Source organism: Enterococcus bulliens, assembly GCF_053761865.1.
Genome location: NZ_JBSMXK010000013.1, coordinates 60,379 through 75,244 on the forward strand (window position 1 = coordinate 60,379; position 14,866 = coordinate 75,244).

The following is a 14,866-nucleotide window of genomic DNA, read 5'->3' on the forward strand; positions in this document are numbered from 1 at the left end:
AACCTTTTTTATTGGTTAGGTGTTCTAGAAGTAGCTTATTTCTTGGAGCTGCCCACTTCCGTCCGTCACACCCTCTTTATTTACATGTCGTGCGTTTCAGTGATTTCTTGAATATCTTTTAGCGTAACCGTCAAACTACCATCTGCTTGTTGAATAAATTCAACATAATCTGGATCGCGATACATCTCCATTGGAATGATCAATTCAATGCCATTTGAAAGTTTGATTTTTTGTTTACTAAATTTACGCGCAGAGAGTTCTTTGACATCATCGATCATCGGCGCTTGATCAATGACCCCTTTTTCTTCGACTTCTTCTTTAAATGCTAGTTGTGCGGTAATATTTTCTTTAAACACTTGGGTTGCGATTTGATCAAGTTCGATTGTTTCATTTTCTTCAAAAGTTTGCGCTAAAGCTTCTTGAATCGTCGCGGCCAATTCTACTTTAGGTGTCTCAAATTTTTCACCGATTTTTTCAGCCGTTTTTTGGATTACTTTGATGTTTTGTTCAAATGATAAATGCGGAATCGTTTCAATAACTTGGTTTGAAAAATAAGTACGCTTCTCACCAGAGAAGGCATATTTTTTTTCTAACAACTCGTATTGCAGCGTATCTGCTTGTACGACAAAGCTCTCTTCAGCTTTTTTCGTTATCGCAGAAAGCAACGCACGATGGACTAATAATTCATTGATAAATCCCGTATCATCAGAATCAATAAAATGAGTATAGCCTGTTGTAAAATCCACCTTCAACCAAGCATAATACTCGTTTGCATCTTTTTCAAATCGCACAAAAAAGATGTCGCAACTTGGTGCTTCTTCGCTTTCTCGATAAGCTTGATACCATTTTTCAACAACATGATGGCTAAGCTCGATAAACGAGTATTCCGCGCGTTTTGTCAATAAATTGCTTATTTTTGAGTCTTGTTCCAGTGTGCCCACAAGGGTTTGCGGTGAACTGGCTTTTTTGATTTTTTTTTCTAAATATTCGCGAATGTACTCTTTTGATAAATCTAATGGTTGTGAAGAAAGAATCGGATCTCCAGTTTCACGGTCCACAATATGTACTACAGCTTCTTTTAAATAAATATCCATATCTCTCCTCCAATCGCTACTCGCTCAGTGTATCAAATTTTACTCCTTTCGCCAACATCAACTGCAATGTTTGACATTTCATAAGGGATTGGTAAACTAATTGTGAGGTGAACGCTATGACAATTGAAGAACGTATCAACCAATTAACGCCGGAAATCAAACGTGCGTTAAAACCCGAGTTTATTTTTATGATCAATCAAGACGTAATCCAACATTTCCCAATTCGTCAATGGAGCGCCAAACAAATCAAAAAGGAAATCTTAGCTCACTATTCATCGGTTAAGACAACAACGGTCAATCATCAACTGGTCTGCTATGGAACAAGCGATGAACCGATTATGATTATCCCTAGAGTAGCGACTTTTGCTGAACTAGGATGATAACTCTCATTGTTTTATCATTTTTTTAGAAATAACTATTCAAATGCATATTTTTTTCTTATAATCAATAAGTATTGAAAGGGGCTCATTATGAAAAAGAAACAATTAGCAAAATTAAAAAAACAATTTAGACCATCCTTTGAAGGAGCAAGAAAACAATTATTTGATACAATGACTGAAAAAGCATCGGCATTATACCAATTAAATATCCGCGTATTTATCGATCCAAAGCAACCAAATGATATGATGATTGAATTACTTGATCCTACAGAGCGTGATCAACAAATTAAAGTACCTTTAGATGATAATTTTAAAACAGTTGTCAAACGCATCCAAAATGAAGAAAAAGGATTACTTGATCGTTTTAGTGAAAATCTAGTAGAAGAAATCGCTAGCTACTGGTCACCAGATGCGGCACGTAAGCAAGTATCAATTCCTGAGAAAAAAGCTACTCCAGCAAAAGCTGAAGCCACTTCAGCTAACGTTACGGATGATAAATCTACTGACACGGCAGGTTTTGCCACTTTTAGTGAAAAAATTAGTGCCTTTCCAAAATTTGCAGTTAAAGAAACTGCACAACAAATTGAAGTTGTCGAAAAAACAGCTAAGGAAGAGCGTTTATTAGCAACGATCTCAAAAACAGAGGAAAATAGTTTTACGATCGAAACAGCGTTAGAACGTAAATACAAATTAAAATTAGACGTGATTCCAGTGATCGAAGCATTTGCTAAAACACCACTAGCCAATCGTTAAAAAAAGCATCCCAAATTGGGATGCTTTTTTAAACTGGTTCGTGATGATTCGAACTCAGTTCACTGATTTTTCCGGTCGCTAAGTATACGATCCATTCACAAATATTTGTCACATAATCACCAATACGCTCTAAATATTGTGCAACGTATAAATAATCGGTACCACTAACTACTGTTTCAGGATTTGCTTTCATTGCCGCAATCGTTTTATAGTAAATATCGTGGTAGTAATCATTGGTCCGCTTGTCCATTTGCGCAATCATGCGCGCATCTTTCTCATCGGTTTTCACATAAGCCACTAATACATTATCAACCATTTTTTTCACATAGTCAGACATTTCAGAAATCTCTTTTTCGATATCTAAAATACGAGTCTCACCTTTTACACGGATCGTTGATTTTGCGATCGAAACGGCATGATCTCCCATACGTTCTAAATCAGAACTTGCTTTCATGACTGTGATGATCATTCTTAGGTCAGTCGTAACAGGTTGTTGTAGGGCAATCATTTCGAAGCTTTTTTTCTCTAAGCGAATCTCCATCCCATTGATCGTTTCATCGTGTTCGATGACTTCTTGTGCCAATGCTTTATCATGTTTGACATAAGAGCGAACCGATTTATGGATAGCATTGCTTACAAGCATCCCCATTTCATAAAACTGGTTGTGCAAATTCAATAAATCTTCTTCAAATTGCGTACGTAACATATCATTTCCTCCTTTTACCCAAATCTTCCAGAAATATAATCATTGGTTTCTTTTTTGGCTGGATCCAAAAAGATTTTTTTCGTACGATCAAACTCGATTAAATCTCCATTTAAGAAAAAGGCTGTCTTATCAGAAATTCGAGAAGCTTGGGACATATTATGTGTCACCATGATCATTGTATATTTATCTTTTAATTCTAACAAAGTATTCTCGATCTTACCAGATGAAACTGGATCTAGTGCACTAGTCGGTTCATCTAATAAGATGATTTTTGGATCGACTGCTAATACCCGTGCGATACATACCCGCTGTTGTTGTCCACCAGATAAAGAAAGTGCGCTATTGTGTAATTTATCTTTCACATCTTCCCATACAGAAGCCGCTTTAAGACTTTCTTCTACAACACGATCAAGCTCTTGTTTATCCGTAACACCTTTTAAACGCAATCCATAAATCACGTTTTCATAAATTGAAAAAGGGAATGGGTTCGGTTGCTGAAACACCATGCCGATTTCTTTACGTAGATCAACAGTATCTGTTTTCGGACTGTAGATGTCTTGTCCGTTATATAATACACTACCGGTAATCGTCACATTTGGGATGAGATCGTTCATGCGATTTAAACTACGTAAAAAAGTTGATTTTCCACAACCTGATGGTCCAATCATTGCCGTAATTTCATTTTCATGAATCTCTAGATCGATTCCTTTAAGTGCTTCTTTTTTACCATAATATAAGTGCAAATCTCTTGATGTGATAATTGGTTCTGCCATAATCGCTTCCTCTACTTTCTAACCAAAATGTCCTGATACATAATCTTCAGTTGCTTGTGTTTTTGGTCGCGTGAAGATTTTACGCGTATTATCGTATTCAATGGCATGTCCTAAATAGAAGAAAGCAGTATAGTCACTGATCCGTGCCGCTTGTTGCATGTTATGCGTTACGATAACAATCGAATACTGATCCTTTAGATTGACTAACGTTTCTTCGACAGTACCAGTTGAGATTGGATCGAGTGCACTAGCAGGCTCGTCTAATAGCAAAATATCTGGTTTCATCGCAATTGCGCGGGCAATACATAAGCGTTGTTGCTGTCCACCAGATAACGCATGCGCACTTTTGTCTAATGAATCCTTGACTTGATCCCATAATGCTGCTTGTTTTAAACTGGTTTCGACGATTTCATCTAGTTTTTTCTTATCTTTCTCACCATGGCGTTTTAAAGCAAACGTGATGTTTTCATAGATCGATTTACTGAATGGATTCGGACGTTGAAATACCATACCAATTCGTTTGCGCATCTCATAGACATCGACTTCTTTTGAATTCACATCGACACCGTTATACATGATTTGACCTGTAATTTTAGTATTGGCGATCTCATCATTCATACGATTCAAACTACGTAAATAAGTCGATTTCCCACATCCTGATGGTCCGATCAAAGCTGTAATTTTATTTTTTTCAAATGCCAAATCGACACCTTTGATCGCTTCATTTTTCCCATAGTAAACATGAAGATCATGTGTTTGTAGGATAATATTTTTTTCTTCTTCTAACGTGATGATATGACGATCATCTAAGTTGTATTGTTTCATGCTCGCTCTCCTTATGCAGCTGACGTCATTTTCTTATATAGACGTTTTCCAAGCGCGCGTGCACCAAAGTTAAAGGCTAACACGGCGATGATCAAAACAGCTGAGGCTCCAGCAGAGATAATCTCTCCATCTGGTTTTGTTCCTTCAGAATTGATTTTCCAAATATATACCGCTAAGGTTTCTGCTTGTCTAAAAATACTTAATGGACTAGATACACTTAGTGGATTCCAGTTCGTAAAGTCAAGTGCTGGTGCACTTTGTCCAGCTGTATAAATCAACGCCGCAGCTTCACCAAAGATACGTCCCGAACTTAAGATCAATCCAGTTAAAATACCTGGCGTAGCTTCTGGTACGACTACACGAAGGACTGTTTCCCAACGTGAAAGTCCTAATGCCAATCCCGCTTCACGTTGTGTAAAGTGGACCGCTTTTAACGACTCTTCCACATTACGCGTCAACAGTGGTAAGTTAAAGAAGGTCAACGCTAACGCTCCAGACAAGATTGAAAATCCATATTGAAATTGAATAACAAACACTAAGAAACCAAATAACCCTACAACTACAGAAGGTAATGAACTTAAAATCTCAATTGCTGTACGAATGACATCGGTCACCCAGTTTTTCTTTGAGTACTCCGATAAATAAATACCTGCACCCAATGAAATCGGAAAGCTGATGATCATCGTGATCAACAATAAGTAAAATGAGTTAAACAATTGAATCCCGATCCCACCACCTACTTGATAGGCTTTAGACGGTTGCGTTAAGAATTCCCATGAAATGTGTGGAACACCACGCATTAAGATATATAGTAACAAGGCAGCTAGAATCAGTACGATCACGCCAGAAATCGCATAAAGGATCCCTGTTGCAATCTTATCGGCACGTTTTGCTGACATTATTTAATAGCCCCCTTTTTTCCAATTAAACGAATCACAATATTGAAGAGTAATGACATTAGCAATAAGATCAATGCTAATGACCACAGTACATTATTTTCTAATGTTCCCATGATCGTATTTCCAATCCCCATTGTTAAGATCGAAGTCAACGTTGAAGCTGGTGTAGTCAAGCTGGTTGGAAGCAATGCAGCGTTCCCGATCACCATTTGAATCGCTAAAGCTTCACCAAATGCACGTGCCATCCCAAATACGACTGCTGTTAAAATACCAGGTACTGCCGCACGTAAAACAACTTTGTAAATAGTTTGCCAACGTGTCGCACCCAATGCTAGAGAAGCCTCGCGGTAATGACGTGGCACAGCTTTCAAAGCATCGACTGTCATCGTCGTCACAGTAGGTAAAATCATAACAAACAATACAAACGTTCCCGCTAAAATCCCAAAACCAGTACCTCCAAAAATGGAACGAATTACAGGTACGATAACAGAAAGTCCGATAAATCCATAAACTACCGAAGGAATTCCAACTAACAACTCAATCACTGGTTGTAAGATTTTTTGTCCTTGTTTAGGTGAGATTTCCACCATAAAAATAGCTGCACCAATTGCAAATGGTGTCGCTAAAATTGCCGATAAAAATGTCACAATAAATGACCCTAATATCATAGGTAATGCACCAACTAAAGGTTTGCCATCTGAACCTACAGCGCTAGGATTCCACTTGGTTCCAAAGAGAAAGTCAAACACATTGACCTTATCTACGAAAAACGTCGCAAGCCCTTTACTCGCAACAAAAAAGAAAATCGACAGTACCACTACGACAATCAGTGCGATACATAAAAAGCTGATGATTTTTCCAAATTGTTCCATCCGTGCACGTTTTGATCGTTTTGTTAACTCATGTTTTATATCTTCCAAGAGGGTTCCTCCTCAAAACTATTTTTCACTTTACTAGTGTAATCTTTTGATTTCAATTTCTTTTAAAGCTTACGTAAAGATCAAGTTAAGATTGTAAATTTTGTGTAAAGACTATTTAATAATATTTCCTTGCCAATCACGTTTCACTTCCATCTGCGTTACAGGGATATAACCCATTTTTCCTACGATTTCTTCTTGGACTTTATCTGATAAAATATAGTCGATAAATTGCGTAGTCAATTCAGTTGGATCTTTTAACGTATACATATGCTCATATGACCAAATAATCCATTTGTTTGTTTTCACATTATCATCATTTGGTTCGATATTATCAATTTTTAATTTTTGAACATCCTTATTCACATAAGAAAACGCCACATAACTGATCGCGCCAGGTGTATCCGATACGATTTGACGTACCATTCCGCTTGAATCTTGTTCTTGTGATTGTTTTGCAGAAGCGCCATCTAAGACCCATTTTTCAAAAGTTGCACGCGTTCCACTACCTGAAGCACGATTTAGTAATACAATTGCTTGATCCGCGCCCCCGACTTCTTTCCAGTTCGTGATTTCACCGGTAAAGATTTGCTTCAACTGATCCATTGTGACACTTTCTACACCGACTTTTTTATTGACGATCGGTGTGATCCCAACTACAGCAACTTGATGATCTACTAATTTACTAGCATCGATTCCTGATTTTTCCTCAGCGAATAAATCTGAATTTCCGATATCTACCGCACCAGATTGGACTTGACTTAATCCAGTACCGCTACCACCACCTTGAACATTAATAAATTCCCCCGGATGGTTGGTTTGGTATTCATCGGCTGCAGACTCCACTAACGGTTGTAACGCAGATGATCCAACGGCTGTGATCGATTCCCCTCGGTCAATCCATTTCGCGCAGCCGCTTAATAATAACCCTGTCGCGAGTAAAGAAAAGACGATTAAGCTTGTTTTCTTCATATTTGAACTCCTCATTCCATATATTCTTATATCTCTATCTTACCATCTAAATAGGACTTTAATAAACTCTTAACTAAAGATCTCTGATTTTTTTGCTAAGAGCGACCCAATTGCCATAATAACAAACGATGTAAAGAAAAGATAGCCATTTTTTTGATCTTTTTACGAAAAAAAGTAGTCCTATGGAAGTGACTTCCAAGGACTACTTTTATAAAATTCTAGCAGAGATTATTCATTTTCTTTTAGCGCATCGCCAAGTAAATCGCCCATCGTAAAGCCAGTTGATTCTTCTGGAAGTTCATATGACTCTTCTTCAACGACTTCTTGTTCTTGCTTTGGTTTTTCTTCTAATGTTTTGATACTTAGAGCAATACGATGTTCATCTGGGTGGACTTCTAACACTTTCACTTGTACACGATCACCTTCATGAAGAACTTCATGTGGAGTTGCAATGTGCTTGTGTGAAATTTGTGAGATATGCACAAGTCCTTCAACACCTGGTAACACTTCTACAAAAGCACCAAAGCTTGTTAGACGTTTTACTGTTCCTTCAATAACAGAGCCTGTTTCAATTGTTTCTGCTACTGTATCCCAAGGTCCAGGCAGTGTATCTTTGATCGATAACGAAATACGTTCTGAAGCTGGATCAACAGATAATACAGCTACATTCACTACATCACCTACTGATAATACGTCACTTGGTTTCGCAACATGTGCGTGTGAGATTTCAGATACATGGACTAATCCATCGATTCCACCTAAGTCTACAAAAGCACCGAAATTCGTTAAGCGCGCAATTTTTCCTTCTAATTGATCACCTTCTGCGATCGAAGACAATAACTCAGCTTTTTTCCCTTCTTTTTCTTGTTCAATTACTGCCTTATGAGACAGGATCAAACGGTTTTCTGAAGGTTCAATTTCGATGATCTTCAATGTTAATGTCTTACCTTTATATTCTTCAAAATCGTCTACAAAATGATCTTCAACCATTGAGGCAGGAACGAACCCACGTACACCGACGTCGACTACTAATCCACCTTTAACGATGTTTGTTACTGGAGCTTCTAAAATTTTACCCGCTTGGAAATCTTGCTCAATATCAGCCCAAACTTTTTTCGCATCAAGGCGACGTTTTGATAGTAAGTAACTACCATTTTCTTTGTCTTTTCCAATTGTTGAAATAACAACTAGATCCAACACATCGCCGACTTTTACAACTTCATGAATATCGTCAACTGGTAAAGTAGAAAGTTCTTTTGCAGGAACAACCCCTTCGACTCCCGCACCTTCGATACCAATAATTGCTTGTTTGTCTTCAATCGCTAATACTTCACCTGTTACAATATCGCCTACACTAACTTCTTTTACATTGTTTAATGCAGCTTCCATTGAATCATTAGCATTTTCGACTTGATTATTTTCAAATTCCGTCATAACGTATGTCCTCCTAACCAACAGTTCATAAAATCATGGTACAATTTCTAGTTTATGCTATTCTGACAAAAAAATAAAGCGATTTCTACTGAAAAAATGAATTTATTCTAATTTTTCTTTTTTTCGCTACTTGAGGAAATGAAATAAAGTTTTCATTTTGTTTTACGGTACTGTTTTAGGTAAAAATTTGCTGTTTCTTGATTCATTTTGTCTTTTATTAAACAATTGGTCACATAATCGATTTCTGCACCAACTGCACCCACACTCATCGCAAGCGCACGAGCTTGTAAAGACATATGTCCTTGTTGGATCCCTTCACTGACTAATGCGCGTAAGGCAGCGAGATTTTGAACTAAGCCAATTGCGGCTGTTAGTGACGCCAATTCAGTTGCTGTCGGAAAATCAGCTAGCTTATGGACTAGTTTCGCTTTAGGCAATAAACTAATCGCACCACCAACAGCTCCAAGTAATACCGGTAGCTCAATCGTACCAATTAACTGCTCTTCTTGTATTTCCCAAGTAGATAACCCTCTATATTGGCCACTTTTTGCAGCAAAGGCATGTACAGCAGCTGAAAAAGCCCGCGTGTCATTTCCCGTTGCTAACACAAAAGCTTCCATTCCATTCATGATCCCTTTATTATGCGTCACGGCACGGTACGGATCGATTTGTGCTGCTTGTGAAGCTTGAACAATTTTTTTCGCCACAAGTTCTCCGGGAGCCGTTTTCGCCAATACATGAAACGGTAATGTCACTGTCGCACGTACGATTGCTTCAGTTGCGTAATTGCTTAAGATGCCCATCAAAATCTCTTCTTTTGTTTGCGTAACGAGATAAGCTTTGACTGCCTCAAGCATCGTGTTGACCATATTTGCCCCCATCGCTTCTTTAGGATCGACAATCAAATCACAAGAGATATAGTTTTCAGACAACTGGCGAATCTCAATTTGCTTGATCCCGCCACCTCGTAAAACGATCGATGGTTGCGCCTGATGCGCATACGCAATCATTTGCTCTTTATTTTCCTCTAAGCATGCACGTAATGCTTCAGCGTGTTGAACATCTGGAAAGATCAATTGTCCACGCACAAATTTTGTCGACATCGTTGTTTGGACTCCACTTTTTTGCGCCATTTTTGCGCCATAATTACATGCTGCGATGACTGAAGGCTCTTCGGTTGCTAAGGCTAATGTACGCACGATGCCATCTACATTCAATCCATTTACGATTCCAAGTGGCACTGAAAATTCACTGACTTGGTTTTCAATCAAATGACTTGCTAGTTCTTGTGGTAAACTCTGGTTGGCAAGTTCGTTTTGTTCTACTTGAGTCAAATCCCTCAATTGTGCTAGTTGTGCTCTTCGTTCATTTGTCGTTAATTTATAAAAAGGCTTATTGTTCATTTAGAGTCTCCTCAGGTATATGCAAAAGCAAGGCTAATCCTAAGCCACCACCTACACATAATGAAGCGATCCCGACTTGTTGATGCGTACGTCTTAATTGATGTACTAAAGTCGTCACGATTCGCGCACCAGTTGCCCCAATCGGATGACCTAAAGAAATTCCACCACCGGCAATATTGACTTTTTTCGTATCTAATTTCAACGTATCTTGCACGACGATCGACGAAGCCGCAAATGCCTCATTGATTTCAAATAAATCAATACCTGCTATCGTGACTTGATTACGTTCAAGTAAACGGGTAATCGCCGTAATCGGTGAAATCCCCATAATATCAGGTTCGATTCCCACTTCCACGATATCATCGATTTCAGCGAGGTACTCTATCCCATGCTCTAAAGCATAACTCTTCGTACACAACAACAATGCACTCGCACCGTCATTGATTGTAGAAGCATTCCCTGCTGTGACAGTTCCATCTGATTTAAAAACGGTTTTTAATTCTGCTAACTTTTCTAGTGTTGTTTGTGCTCGAACACCTTCATCTTTGATAGCCTGATCTAAGGGAATCAATTCCTGATCAAACCAACCGTTTTCTTGGGCTAGAGCAGCTTTTTTCTGTGACTGATACGCAAATTGATCTTGAGCATCTCGTGAGACAGCAAAGCGTTCAGAAACGTTTTCTGCAGTCATTCCCATTGCTTTTCCTGAAAATGCATCCGTTAGCCCATCTTGGAACATGACTTGTTTGGGATGTGCATATGTGTCGGTTTGTTTATCATAATCCACGATTGTTGGCGCGTTCGTCATACTTTCTACTCCACCAGCAAGTACGATTTCAGCTTCGTTTAATAACAGCATTTGGCGTGCATGACTGATCGCTTTTAGTCCTGATCCACATACTTCATTAACGGTTACTGCAGGTACACGAACATCTAAATCCGCGCGCAAGGAAATTTGGCGTGCTGGATTTTGTCCATTGCCGGCTTGCAATACATTCCCAAAGACGACGTAATCGATTTTATCTTTTAATGATGGTTGTTTGTTTAAGATTGCTTTTGTTACTTCAACCCCTAAATCCACTGCTTGAAACTTACTTAGCATTCCTTTATATTTTCCTACTGGCGTTCGTAAAGCCTCAATAATCACAATTTTTTCCACTTCGCCACCTCCATGTAAAAATATAGCATGATTCTGCTAAAAAAAACACCTGACAAAATCGTGAATATCCAGGATTTCTTAATTTTTTAACAAACTTTAAATTTCTATCATTTGTTCCACTTTTTTCATAAAATATGCTATTTTTATAGTATAACGATTTAAAGGAGAACGATATGCGCGTAGGTATAGATAAGTTAAATTTTTTTGTTCCATCTTATTTCATGGACATGACGACTCTAGCAGAAGCTAGAAATGTTGACCCTAATAAATTTTTAATTGGCATCGGACAAAGCCAAATGGCTGTAGCACCAAAAACTCAAGATATTGTTACATTTGCTATGAATGCAGCTTTACCCATGTTATCTAAAGAAGATAAAGCAGCGATCGACATGATCATTGTAGGTACTGAATCTAGTATCGATGAGTCAAAAGCCTCTGCTGTAGTATTACATCGCATGCTGAACATCCAACCTTTTGCTCGTTCATTCGAGATCAAAGAAGCTTGCTACGGGGCAACAGCAGGTGTCCAAGTGGCACTATCACATGTGCAAGCAAACCCTAAAAGTAAAGTTTTAGTGATCGCTAGCGACAATGCACGTTACGGATTACATTCTGCTGGAGAACCGACACAAGGTGCAGGTGCAGTTGCGATACTGATTGCAGCTAATCCACGTATTGTAGAATTACAACAAGATACAGTTGCCTTAACTCAGGACATTTATGATTTTTGGCGTCCCGTAGGCCATGAATACCCACTAGTAGAAGGTGCTTTATCCAATCAAACGTATATCGAGTCGTTCCAAAAAGTTTGGACAGAATACAAAAAACGAACTCAATTGTCCTTTGAAGATTTTGCAGCAATCACGTTTCATGTTCCCTATACTAAAATGGGGAAAAAAGCCATCATGAGCGAACTAGAAAAAGAGACAGCTGCTACTCAAGAGCGACTACTTGCTCGTTATGAAGAAAGTATTGCATATAGTCGACGTATTGGAAATCTATATACAGGCTCTTTATACCTCAGTGTGATTTCGTTATTAGAACAAAGTATGACTTTAAGCGCAAACGACCGCATCGGATTTTTCAGCTATGGTTCTGGAGCAGTAGCGGAATTTTTCTCTGGTCGACTAGTATCCGGCTATAAAGAGCAACTGAATAAAGAAGGCCATGAAGACTTTTTGGATAATCGACATGCATTAAGTTTAACTGAATACGAAACATTCTTTACAGATAAACTAATACCTGATCAAGATCAAACATTTTCAGATCCACAACTATTCAGTATCCAATCGATCGAGAAAACTATACGTATTTATAAAGAAATATAAAAAAACAAGCGAGATTACTCGCTTGTTTTTTACGTTCTGTGATTTCTACATGTCGATTTTGTCCTAAAATCAATGGGACGGTTTCATATTTTACTTCGCTATATTCTAAACCAAACCAATTTTCTGGGGCAACCGTAAATTTTTTGATCCATAATTTCAATTGCATCACTTGACGATCCCATTTATTTAAACTAGTATGTGTCGCGACCGATTCTTGAATCAAAATAAATTGAAAATCACCTACGATACGATTAGGTCGAATCGAATACTGTTGTGGTTGTTGCTTGATCCGTCCATCTTTCATGAGTTGCTGTACGATTTCGCGAATGTACAAATTGATTTCTTGATCAACTCTAAAACCTAAATGTAATTTGACAAATACAATAAAATCCGTATCGAACAATTCTCCTGCAAAGCTTAGCTTATTTCGTATTGCTTTCTCCATGTTCTGCCTCCTAATATAAAAACAAAAAAAGACCTAAGTATACGATGTACGTATACTTAGGTCTCGCCTTTAATTTATTAGACCAGTCATTTCTGACTTGCTGTTGATCTAATAACACATAGTGTGTGCTACTCTCCTAATGGATGTATTATGTCTGAAAACATGTCAAAATTCAATCCCATAAACTGGGGTAGCTGGATTCGAACCAACGCATGAGGGAGTCAAAGTCCCTTGCCTTACCGCTTGGCTATACCCCATTAAAAAAAGGGCGAACGATGGGAATCGAACCCACGAGTGCCGGAGCCACAATCCGGTGCGTTAACCACTTCGCCACGATCGCCATATTACTTATTACCCAAATAAAAAACTAAGATGAAAGACATCTTAGTTAATACCGGCGGCCGGGGTCGAACCGGCACGCCCTCAACGGGCACTGGATTTTGAGTCCAGCGCGTCTGCCAATTCCGCCACGCCGGCATAAATAGTATATTAAATTATAATGTACTAAGGCGGTAACCGGATTTGAACCGGTGATGAAGGTTTTGCAGACCTCTGCCTTACCACTTGGCTATACCGCCATATTAAGTTTCCAATTAAGGAACTGGGGTAGCTGGATTCGAACCAACGCATGAGGGAGTCAAAGTCCCTTGCCTTACCGCTTGGCTATACCCCATTAAAAAAAGGCGAACGATGGGAATCGAACCCACGAGTGCCGGAGCCACAATCCGGTGCGTTAACCACTTCGCCACGATCGCCATGGCAGGGACAGTAGGAATTGAACCCACACTAACGGTTTTGGAGACCGTTGTTCTACCTTTAAACTATGTCCCTATTAAAAAATGGAGGAGAGTGGATTCGAACCACTGAACCAAAAGGAACGGATTTACAGTCCGCCGCGTTTAGCCACTTCGCTACTCCTCCATAAATGGCGCGGGACAGAATCGAACTGCCGACACATGGAGCTTCAATCCATTGCTCTACCAACTGAGCTACCGAGCCATACTAGCTAATTAAAATGTATGCAATAAAATAATAACGGTCCCGACGGGATTTGAACCCGCGATCTCCTGCGTGACAGGCAGGCATGTTAACCCCTACACCACGGAACCAATTATTGATGGAGGTTAACGGGATCGAACCGCTGACCCTCTGCTTGTAAGGCAGATGCTCTCCCAGCTGAGCTAAACCTCCATATTTTAAAGCAATGATCCGTACGGGAATCGAACCCGTGTTACCGCCGTGAAAGGGCGGTGTCTTAACCGCTTGACCAACGGACCAATATGTTTTACGGAGAGTAAGGGATTCGAACCCTTGAGACAACTTACGTCATCTACATGATTTCCAATCATGCTCCTTCGGCCTCTCGGACAACTCTCCGGATTAAAAGAAGCTCAACTTACTACTCTATCTCTTTCGAGAACTCCGGCAGTAGGACTCGAACCTACGACATCATGATTAACAGTCATGCGCTACTACCAACTGAGCTATGCCGGAATAATTACAGCGTGGCGACGTCCTACTCTCACAAAGGGAAACCCTTCACTACAATCGGCGCTAAGAAGCTTAACTTCTGTGTTCGGCATGGGAACAGGTGTGTCCTTCTCGCTATCGCCACCACACTTGTGGTGAGTTATTCACTCAAAACTGGATGGAAGTAAATTCGTCAAAACTCGTCGAGTTTTTCATTTTATTGGTTAAGTCCTCGATCGATTAGTATCAGTCCGCTCCGTACATCACTGCACTTCCACTTCTGACCTATCTACCTGATCATCTCTCAG

11 protein-coding genes, 14 tRNA genes, 2 rRNA genes and 2 pseudogenes are annotated in these 14,866 nt (G+C 39.2%); 3 read left to right on the forward strand and 26 right to left on the reverse strand.

Annotated features, from left to right (window positions below):
• Window positions 1–80: 80 nt before the first annotated feature.
• Entirely contained in the window at window positions 81–1,094 is a 1,014-nt protein-coding gene (locus ACWOEC_RS07920) for a nucleoid-associated protein (protein WP_455307238.1), read from the reverse strand.
• A 116-nt stretch (window positions 1,095–1,210) separates the two neighbouring features.
• On the opposite strand from ACWOEC_RS07920, the gene ACWOEC_RS07925 reads away from it, so the two are divergent.
• Window positions 1,211–1,474 carry a hypothetical protein gene (locus ACWOEC_RS07925; RefSeq protein ID WP_297074606.1) on the forward strand — a complete coding sequence of 88 codons (264 nt, stop codon included), beginning with the start codon at window positions 1,211–1,213 and terminating at the stop codon, window positions 1,472–1,474.
• A 90-nt stretch (window positions 1,475–1,564) separates the two neighbouring features.
• Entirely contained in the window at window positions 1,565–2,227 is a 663-nt protein-coding gene (locus ACWOEC_RS07930; protein WP_455307240.1) for a hypothetical protein, read from the forward strand.
• A gap of 28 nt (window positions 2,228–2,255) precedes the next feature.
• Here the strand turns inward: ACWOEC_RS07930 and phoU are convergent, their stop codons facing one another.
• From phoU to ACWOEC_RS07970, 8 genes and pseudogenes are all read right to left on the reverse strand, one after another.
• Entirely contained in the window at window positions 2,256–2,933 is a 678-nt protein-coding gene (gene phoU, locus ACWOEC_RS07935) for a phosphate signaling complex protein PhoU (RefSeq protein WP_297074604.1), read from the reverse strand.
• A 14-nt stretch (window positions 2,934–2,947) separates the two neighbouring features.
• The gene (gene pstB, locus ACWOEC_RS07940) at window positions 2,948–3,706 is read right to left on the reverse strand and encodes a phosphate ABC transporter ATP-binding protein PstB (protein ID WP_455307242.1); all 759 of its coding nucleotides are present in this window, start codon (window positions 3,704–3,706) and stop codon (window positions 2,948–2,950) included.
• An 18-nt stretch (window positions 3,707–3,724) separates the two neighbouring features.
• Window positions 3,725–4,531, reverse strand: a complete 807-nt coding sequence (pstB, locus tag ACWOEC_RS07945) for a phosphate ABC transporter ATP-binding protein PstB (RefSeq protein WP_016185233.1) — start codon at window positions 4,529–4,531, stop codon at window positions 3,725–3,727.
• An 11-nt stretch (window positions 4,532–4,542) separates the two neighbouring features.
• Window positions 4,543–5,430: a phosphate ABC transporter permease PstA gene (pstA, locus tag ACWOEC_RS07950; RefSeq protein ID WP_455307244.1), complete on the reverse strand. Its 888-nt coding sequence runs from the start codon at window positions 5,428–5,430 to the stop codon at window positions 4,543–4,545.
• Window positions 5,430–6,302, reverse strand: a complete 873-nt coding sequence (pstC, locus tag ACWOEC_RS07955) for a phosphate ABC transporter permease subunit PstC (RefSeq protein ID WP_455307252.1) — start codon at window positions 6,300–6,302, stop codon at window positions 5,430–5,432. The genes pstA and pstC overlap by 1 nt, the downstream gene beginning before the upstream one ends.
• 159 nt (window positions 6,303–6,461) lie before the next feature.
• Window positions 6,462–7,319: a phosphate ABC transporter substrate-binding protein PstS gene (locus tag ACWOEC_RS07960; RefSeq protein ID WP_297074598.1), complete on the reverse strand. Its 858-nt coding sequence runs from the start codon at window positions 7,317–7,319 to the stop codon at window positions 6,462–6,464.
• 228 nt (window positions 7,320–7,547) lie between these two features.
• Window positions 7,548–8,753, reverse strand: coding sequence for a 30S ribosomal protein S1 (gene rpsA, locus ACWOEC_RS07965; RefSeq protein ID WP_455307246.1), 1,206 nt, complete (start codon window positions 8,751–8,753; stop codon window positions 7,548–7,550).
• A 152-nt stretch (window positions 8,754–8,905) separates the two neighbouring features.
• Window positions 8,906–11,315 (reverse strand): annotated as a pseudogene (locus tag ACWOEC_RS07970) (hydroxymethylglutaryl-CoA reductase, degradative).
• Between the two features lie 173 nt (window positions 11,316–11,488).
• Here ACWOEC_RS07970 and ACWOEC_RS07975 point away from each other — a divergent pair.
• Window positions 11,489–12,643 carry a hydroxymethylglutaryl-CoA synthase gene (locus tag ACWOEC_RS07975; protein WP_455307248.1) on the forward strand — a complete coding sequence of 385 codons (1,155 nt, stop codon included), beginning with the start codon at window positions 11,489–11,491 and terminating at the stop codon, window positions 12,641–12,643.
• Here the strand turns inward: ACWOEC_RS07975 and ACWOEC_RS07980 are convergent.
• From ACWOEC_RS07980 to ACWOEC_RS08060, 17 genes and pseudogenes are all read right to left on the reverse strand, one after another.
• Window positions 12,618–13,040, reverse strand: a pseudogene (locus ACWOEC_RS07980) (KUP/HAK/KT family potassium transporter); the annotation flags it as partial. The gene ACWOEC_RS07975 and the pseudogene ACWOEC_RS07980 overlap by 26 nt on opposite strands.
• Window positions 13,041–13,273: 233 nt before the next feature.
• Window positions 13,274–13,345, reverse strand: a tRNA-Gln gene (locus ACWOEC_RS07985).
• A 10-nt stretch (window positions 13,346–13,355) separates the two neighbouring features.
• Window positions 13,356–13,428: transfer RNA gene (locus ACWOEC_RS07990), tRNA-His, on the reverse strand.
• A gap of 52 nt (window positions 13,429–13,480) precedes the next feature.
• Window positions 13,481–13,565 (reverse strand) — tRNA-Leu (locus tag ACWOEC_RS07995).
• A 30-nt stretch (window positions 13,566–13,595) separates the two neighbouring features.
• Window positions 13,596–13,666, reverse strand: a tRNA-Cys gene (locus ACWOEC_RS08000).
• Between the two features lie 23 nt (window positions 13,667–13,689).
• A tRNA-Gln gene (locus ACWOEC_RS08005) sits at window positions 13,690–13,761 on the reverse strand.
• A gap of 9 nt (window positions 13,762–13,770) precedes the next feature.
• A tRNA-His gene (locus ACWOEC_RS08010) sits at window positions 13,771–13,843 on the reverse strand.
• 2 nt (window positions 13,844–13,845) lie between these two features.
• Window positions 13,846–13,919, reverse strand: a tRNA-Trp gene (locus ACWOEC_RS08015).
• Window positions 13,920–13,928: 9 nt separating this feature from the next.
• Window positions 13,929–14,009, reverse strand: a tRNA-Tyr gene (locus ACWOEC_RS08020).
• 5 nt (window positions 14,010–14,014) lie between these two features.
• Window positions 14,015–14,087 (reverse strand) — tRNA-Phe (locus tag ACWOEC_RS08025).
• Window positions 14,088–14,124: 37 nt separating this feature from the next.
• A tRNA-Asp gene (locus tag ACWOEC_RS08030) sits at window positions 14,125–14,197 on the reverse strand.
• 9 nt (window positions 14,198–14,206) lie between these two features.
• Window positions 14,207–14,279 (reverse strand) — tRNA-Val (locus tag ACWOEC_RS08035).
• Window positions 14,280–14,293: 14 nt separating this feature from the next.
• Window positions 14,294–14,365: transfer RNA gene (locus ACWOEC_RS08040), tRNA-Glu, on the reverse strand.
• A gap of 11 nt (window positions 14,366–14,376) precedes the next feature.
• A tRNA-Ser gene (locus tag ACWOEC_RS08045) sits at window positions 14,377–14,465 on the reverse strand.
• Between the two features lie 43 nt (window positions 14,466–14,508).
• Window positions 14,509–14,582 (reverse strand) — tRNA-Asn (locus ACWOEC_RS08050).
• Between the two features lie 9 nt (window positions 14,583–14,591).
• Window positions 14,592–14,707: ribosomal RNA gene (rrf, locus tag ACWOEC_RS08055) — 5S ribosomal RNA — on the reverse strand.
• A 71-nt stretch (window positions 14,708–14,778) separates the two neighbouring features.
• A 23S ribosomal RNA gene (locus ACWOEC_RS08060) occupies window positions 14,779–14,866 on the reverse strand; the annotation flags it as partial.

Excerpts from the sequence above, each read along its gene's own strand:
- phoU (WP_297074604.1), bottom strand. The coding sequence starts at position 2,933 with ATGTTACGTACGCAATTTGAAGAAGATTTATTGAATTTGCACAACCAG.
- rpsA (WP_455307246.1), bottom strand. The coding sequence starts at position 8,753 with ATGACGGAATTTGAAAATAATCAAGTCGAAAATGCTAATGATTCAATG.
- ACWOEC_RS07925 (WP_297074606.1), top strand. The coding sequence starts at position 1,211 with ATGACAATTGAAGAACGTATCAACCAATTAACGCCGGAAATCAAACGT.
- ACWOEC_RS07960 (WP_297074598.1), bottom strand. The coding sequence starts at position 7,319 with ATGAAGAAAACAAGCTTAATCGTCTTTTCTTTACTCGCGACAGGGTTA.
- ACWOEC_RS07930 (WP_455307240.1), top strand. The coding sequence starts at position 1,565 with ATGAAAAAGAAACAATTAGCAAAATTAAAAAAACAATTTAGACCATCC.
- pstB (WP_016185233.1), bottom strand. The coding sequence starts at position 4,531 with ATGAAACAATACAACTTAGATGATCGTCATATCATCACGTTAGAAGAA.
- ACWOEC_RS07920 (WP_455307238.1), bottom strand. The coding sequence starts at position 1,094 with ATGGATATTTATTTAAAAGAAGCTGTAGTACATATTGTGGACCGTGAA.
- pstA (WP_455307244.1), bottom strand. The coding sequence starts at position 5,430 with ATGTCAGCAAAACGTGCCGATAAGATTGCAACAGGGATCCTTTATGCG.
- pstB (WP_455307242.1), bottom strand. The coding sequence starts at position 3,706 with ATGGCAGAACCAATTATCACATCAAGAGATTTGCACTTATATTATGGT.
- pstC (WP_455307252.1), bottom strand. The coding sequence starts at position 6,302 with ATGGAACAATTTGGAAAAATCATCAGCTTTTTATGTATCGCACTGATT.
- ACWOEC_RS07975 (WP_455307248.1), top strand. The coding sequence starts at position 11,489 with ATGCGCGTAGGTATAGATAAGTTAAATTTTTTTGTTCCATCTTATTTC.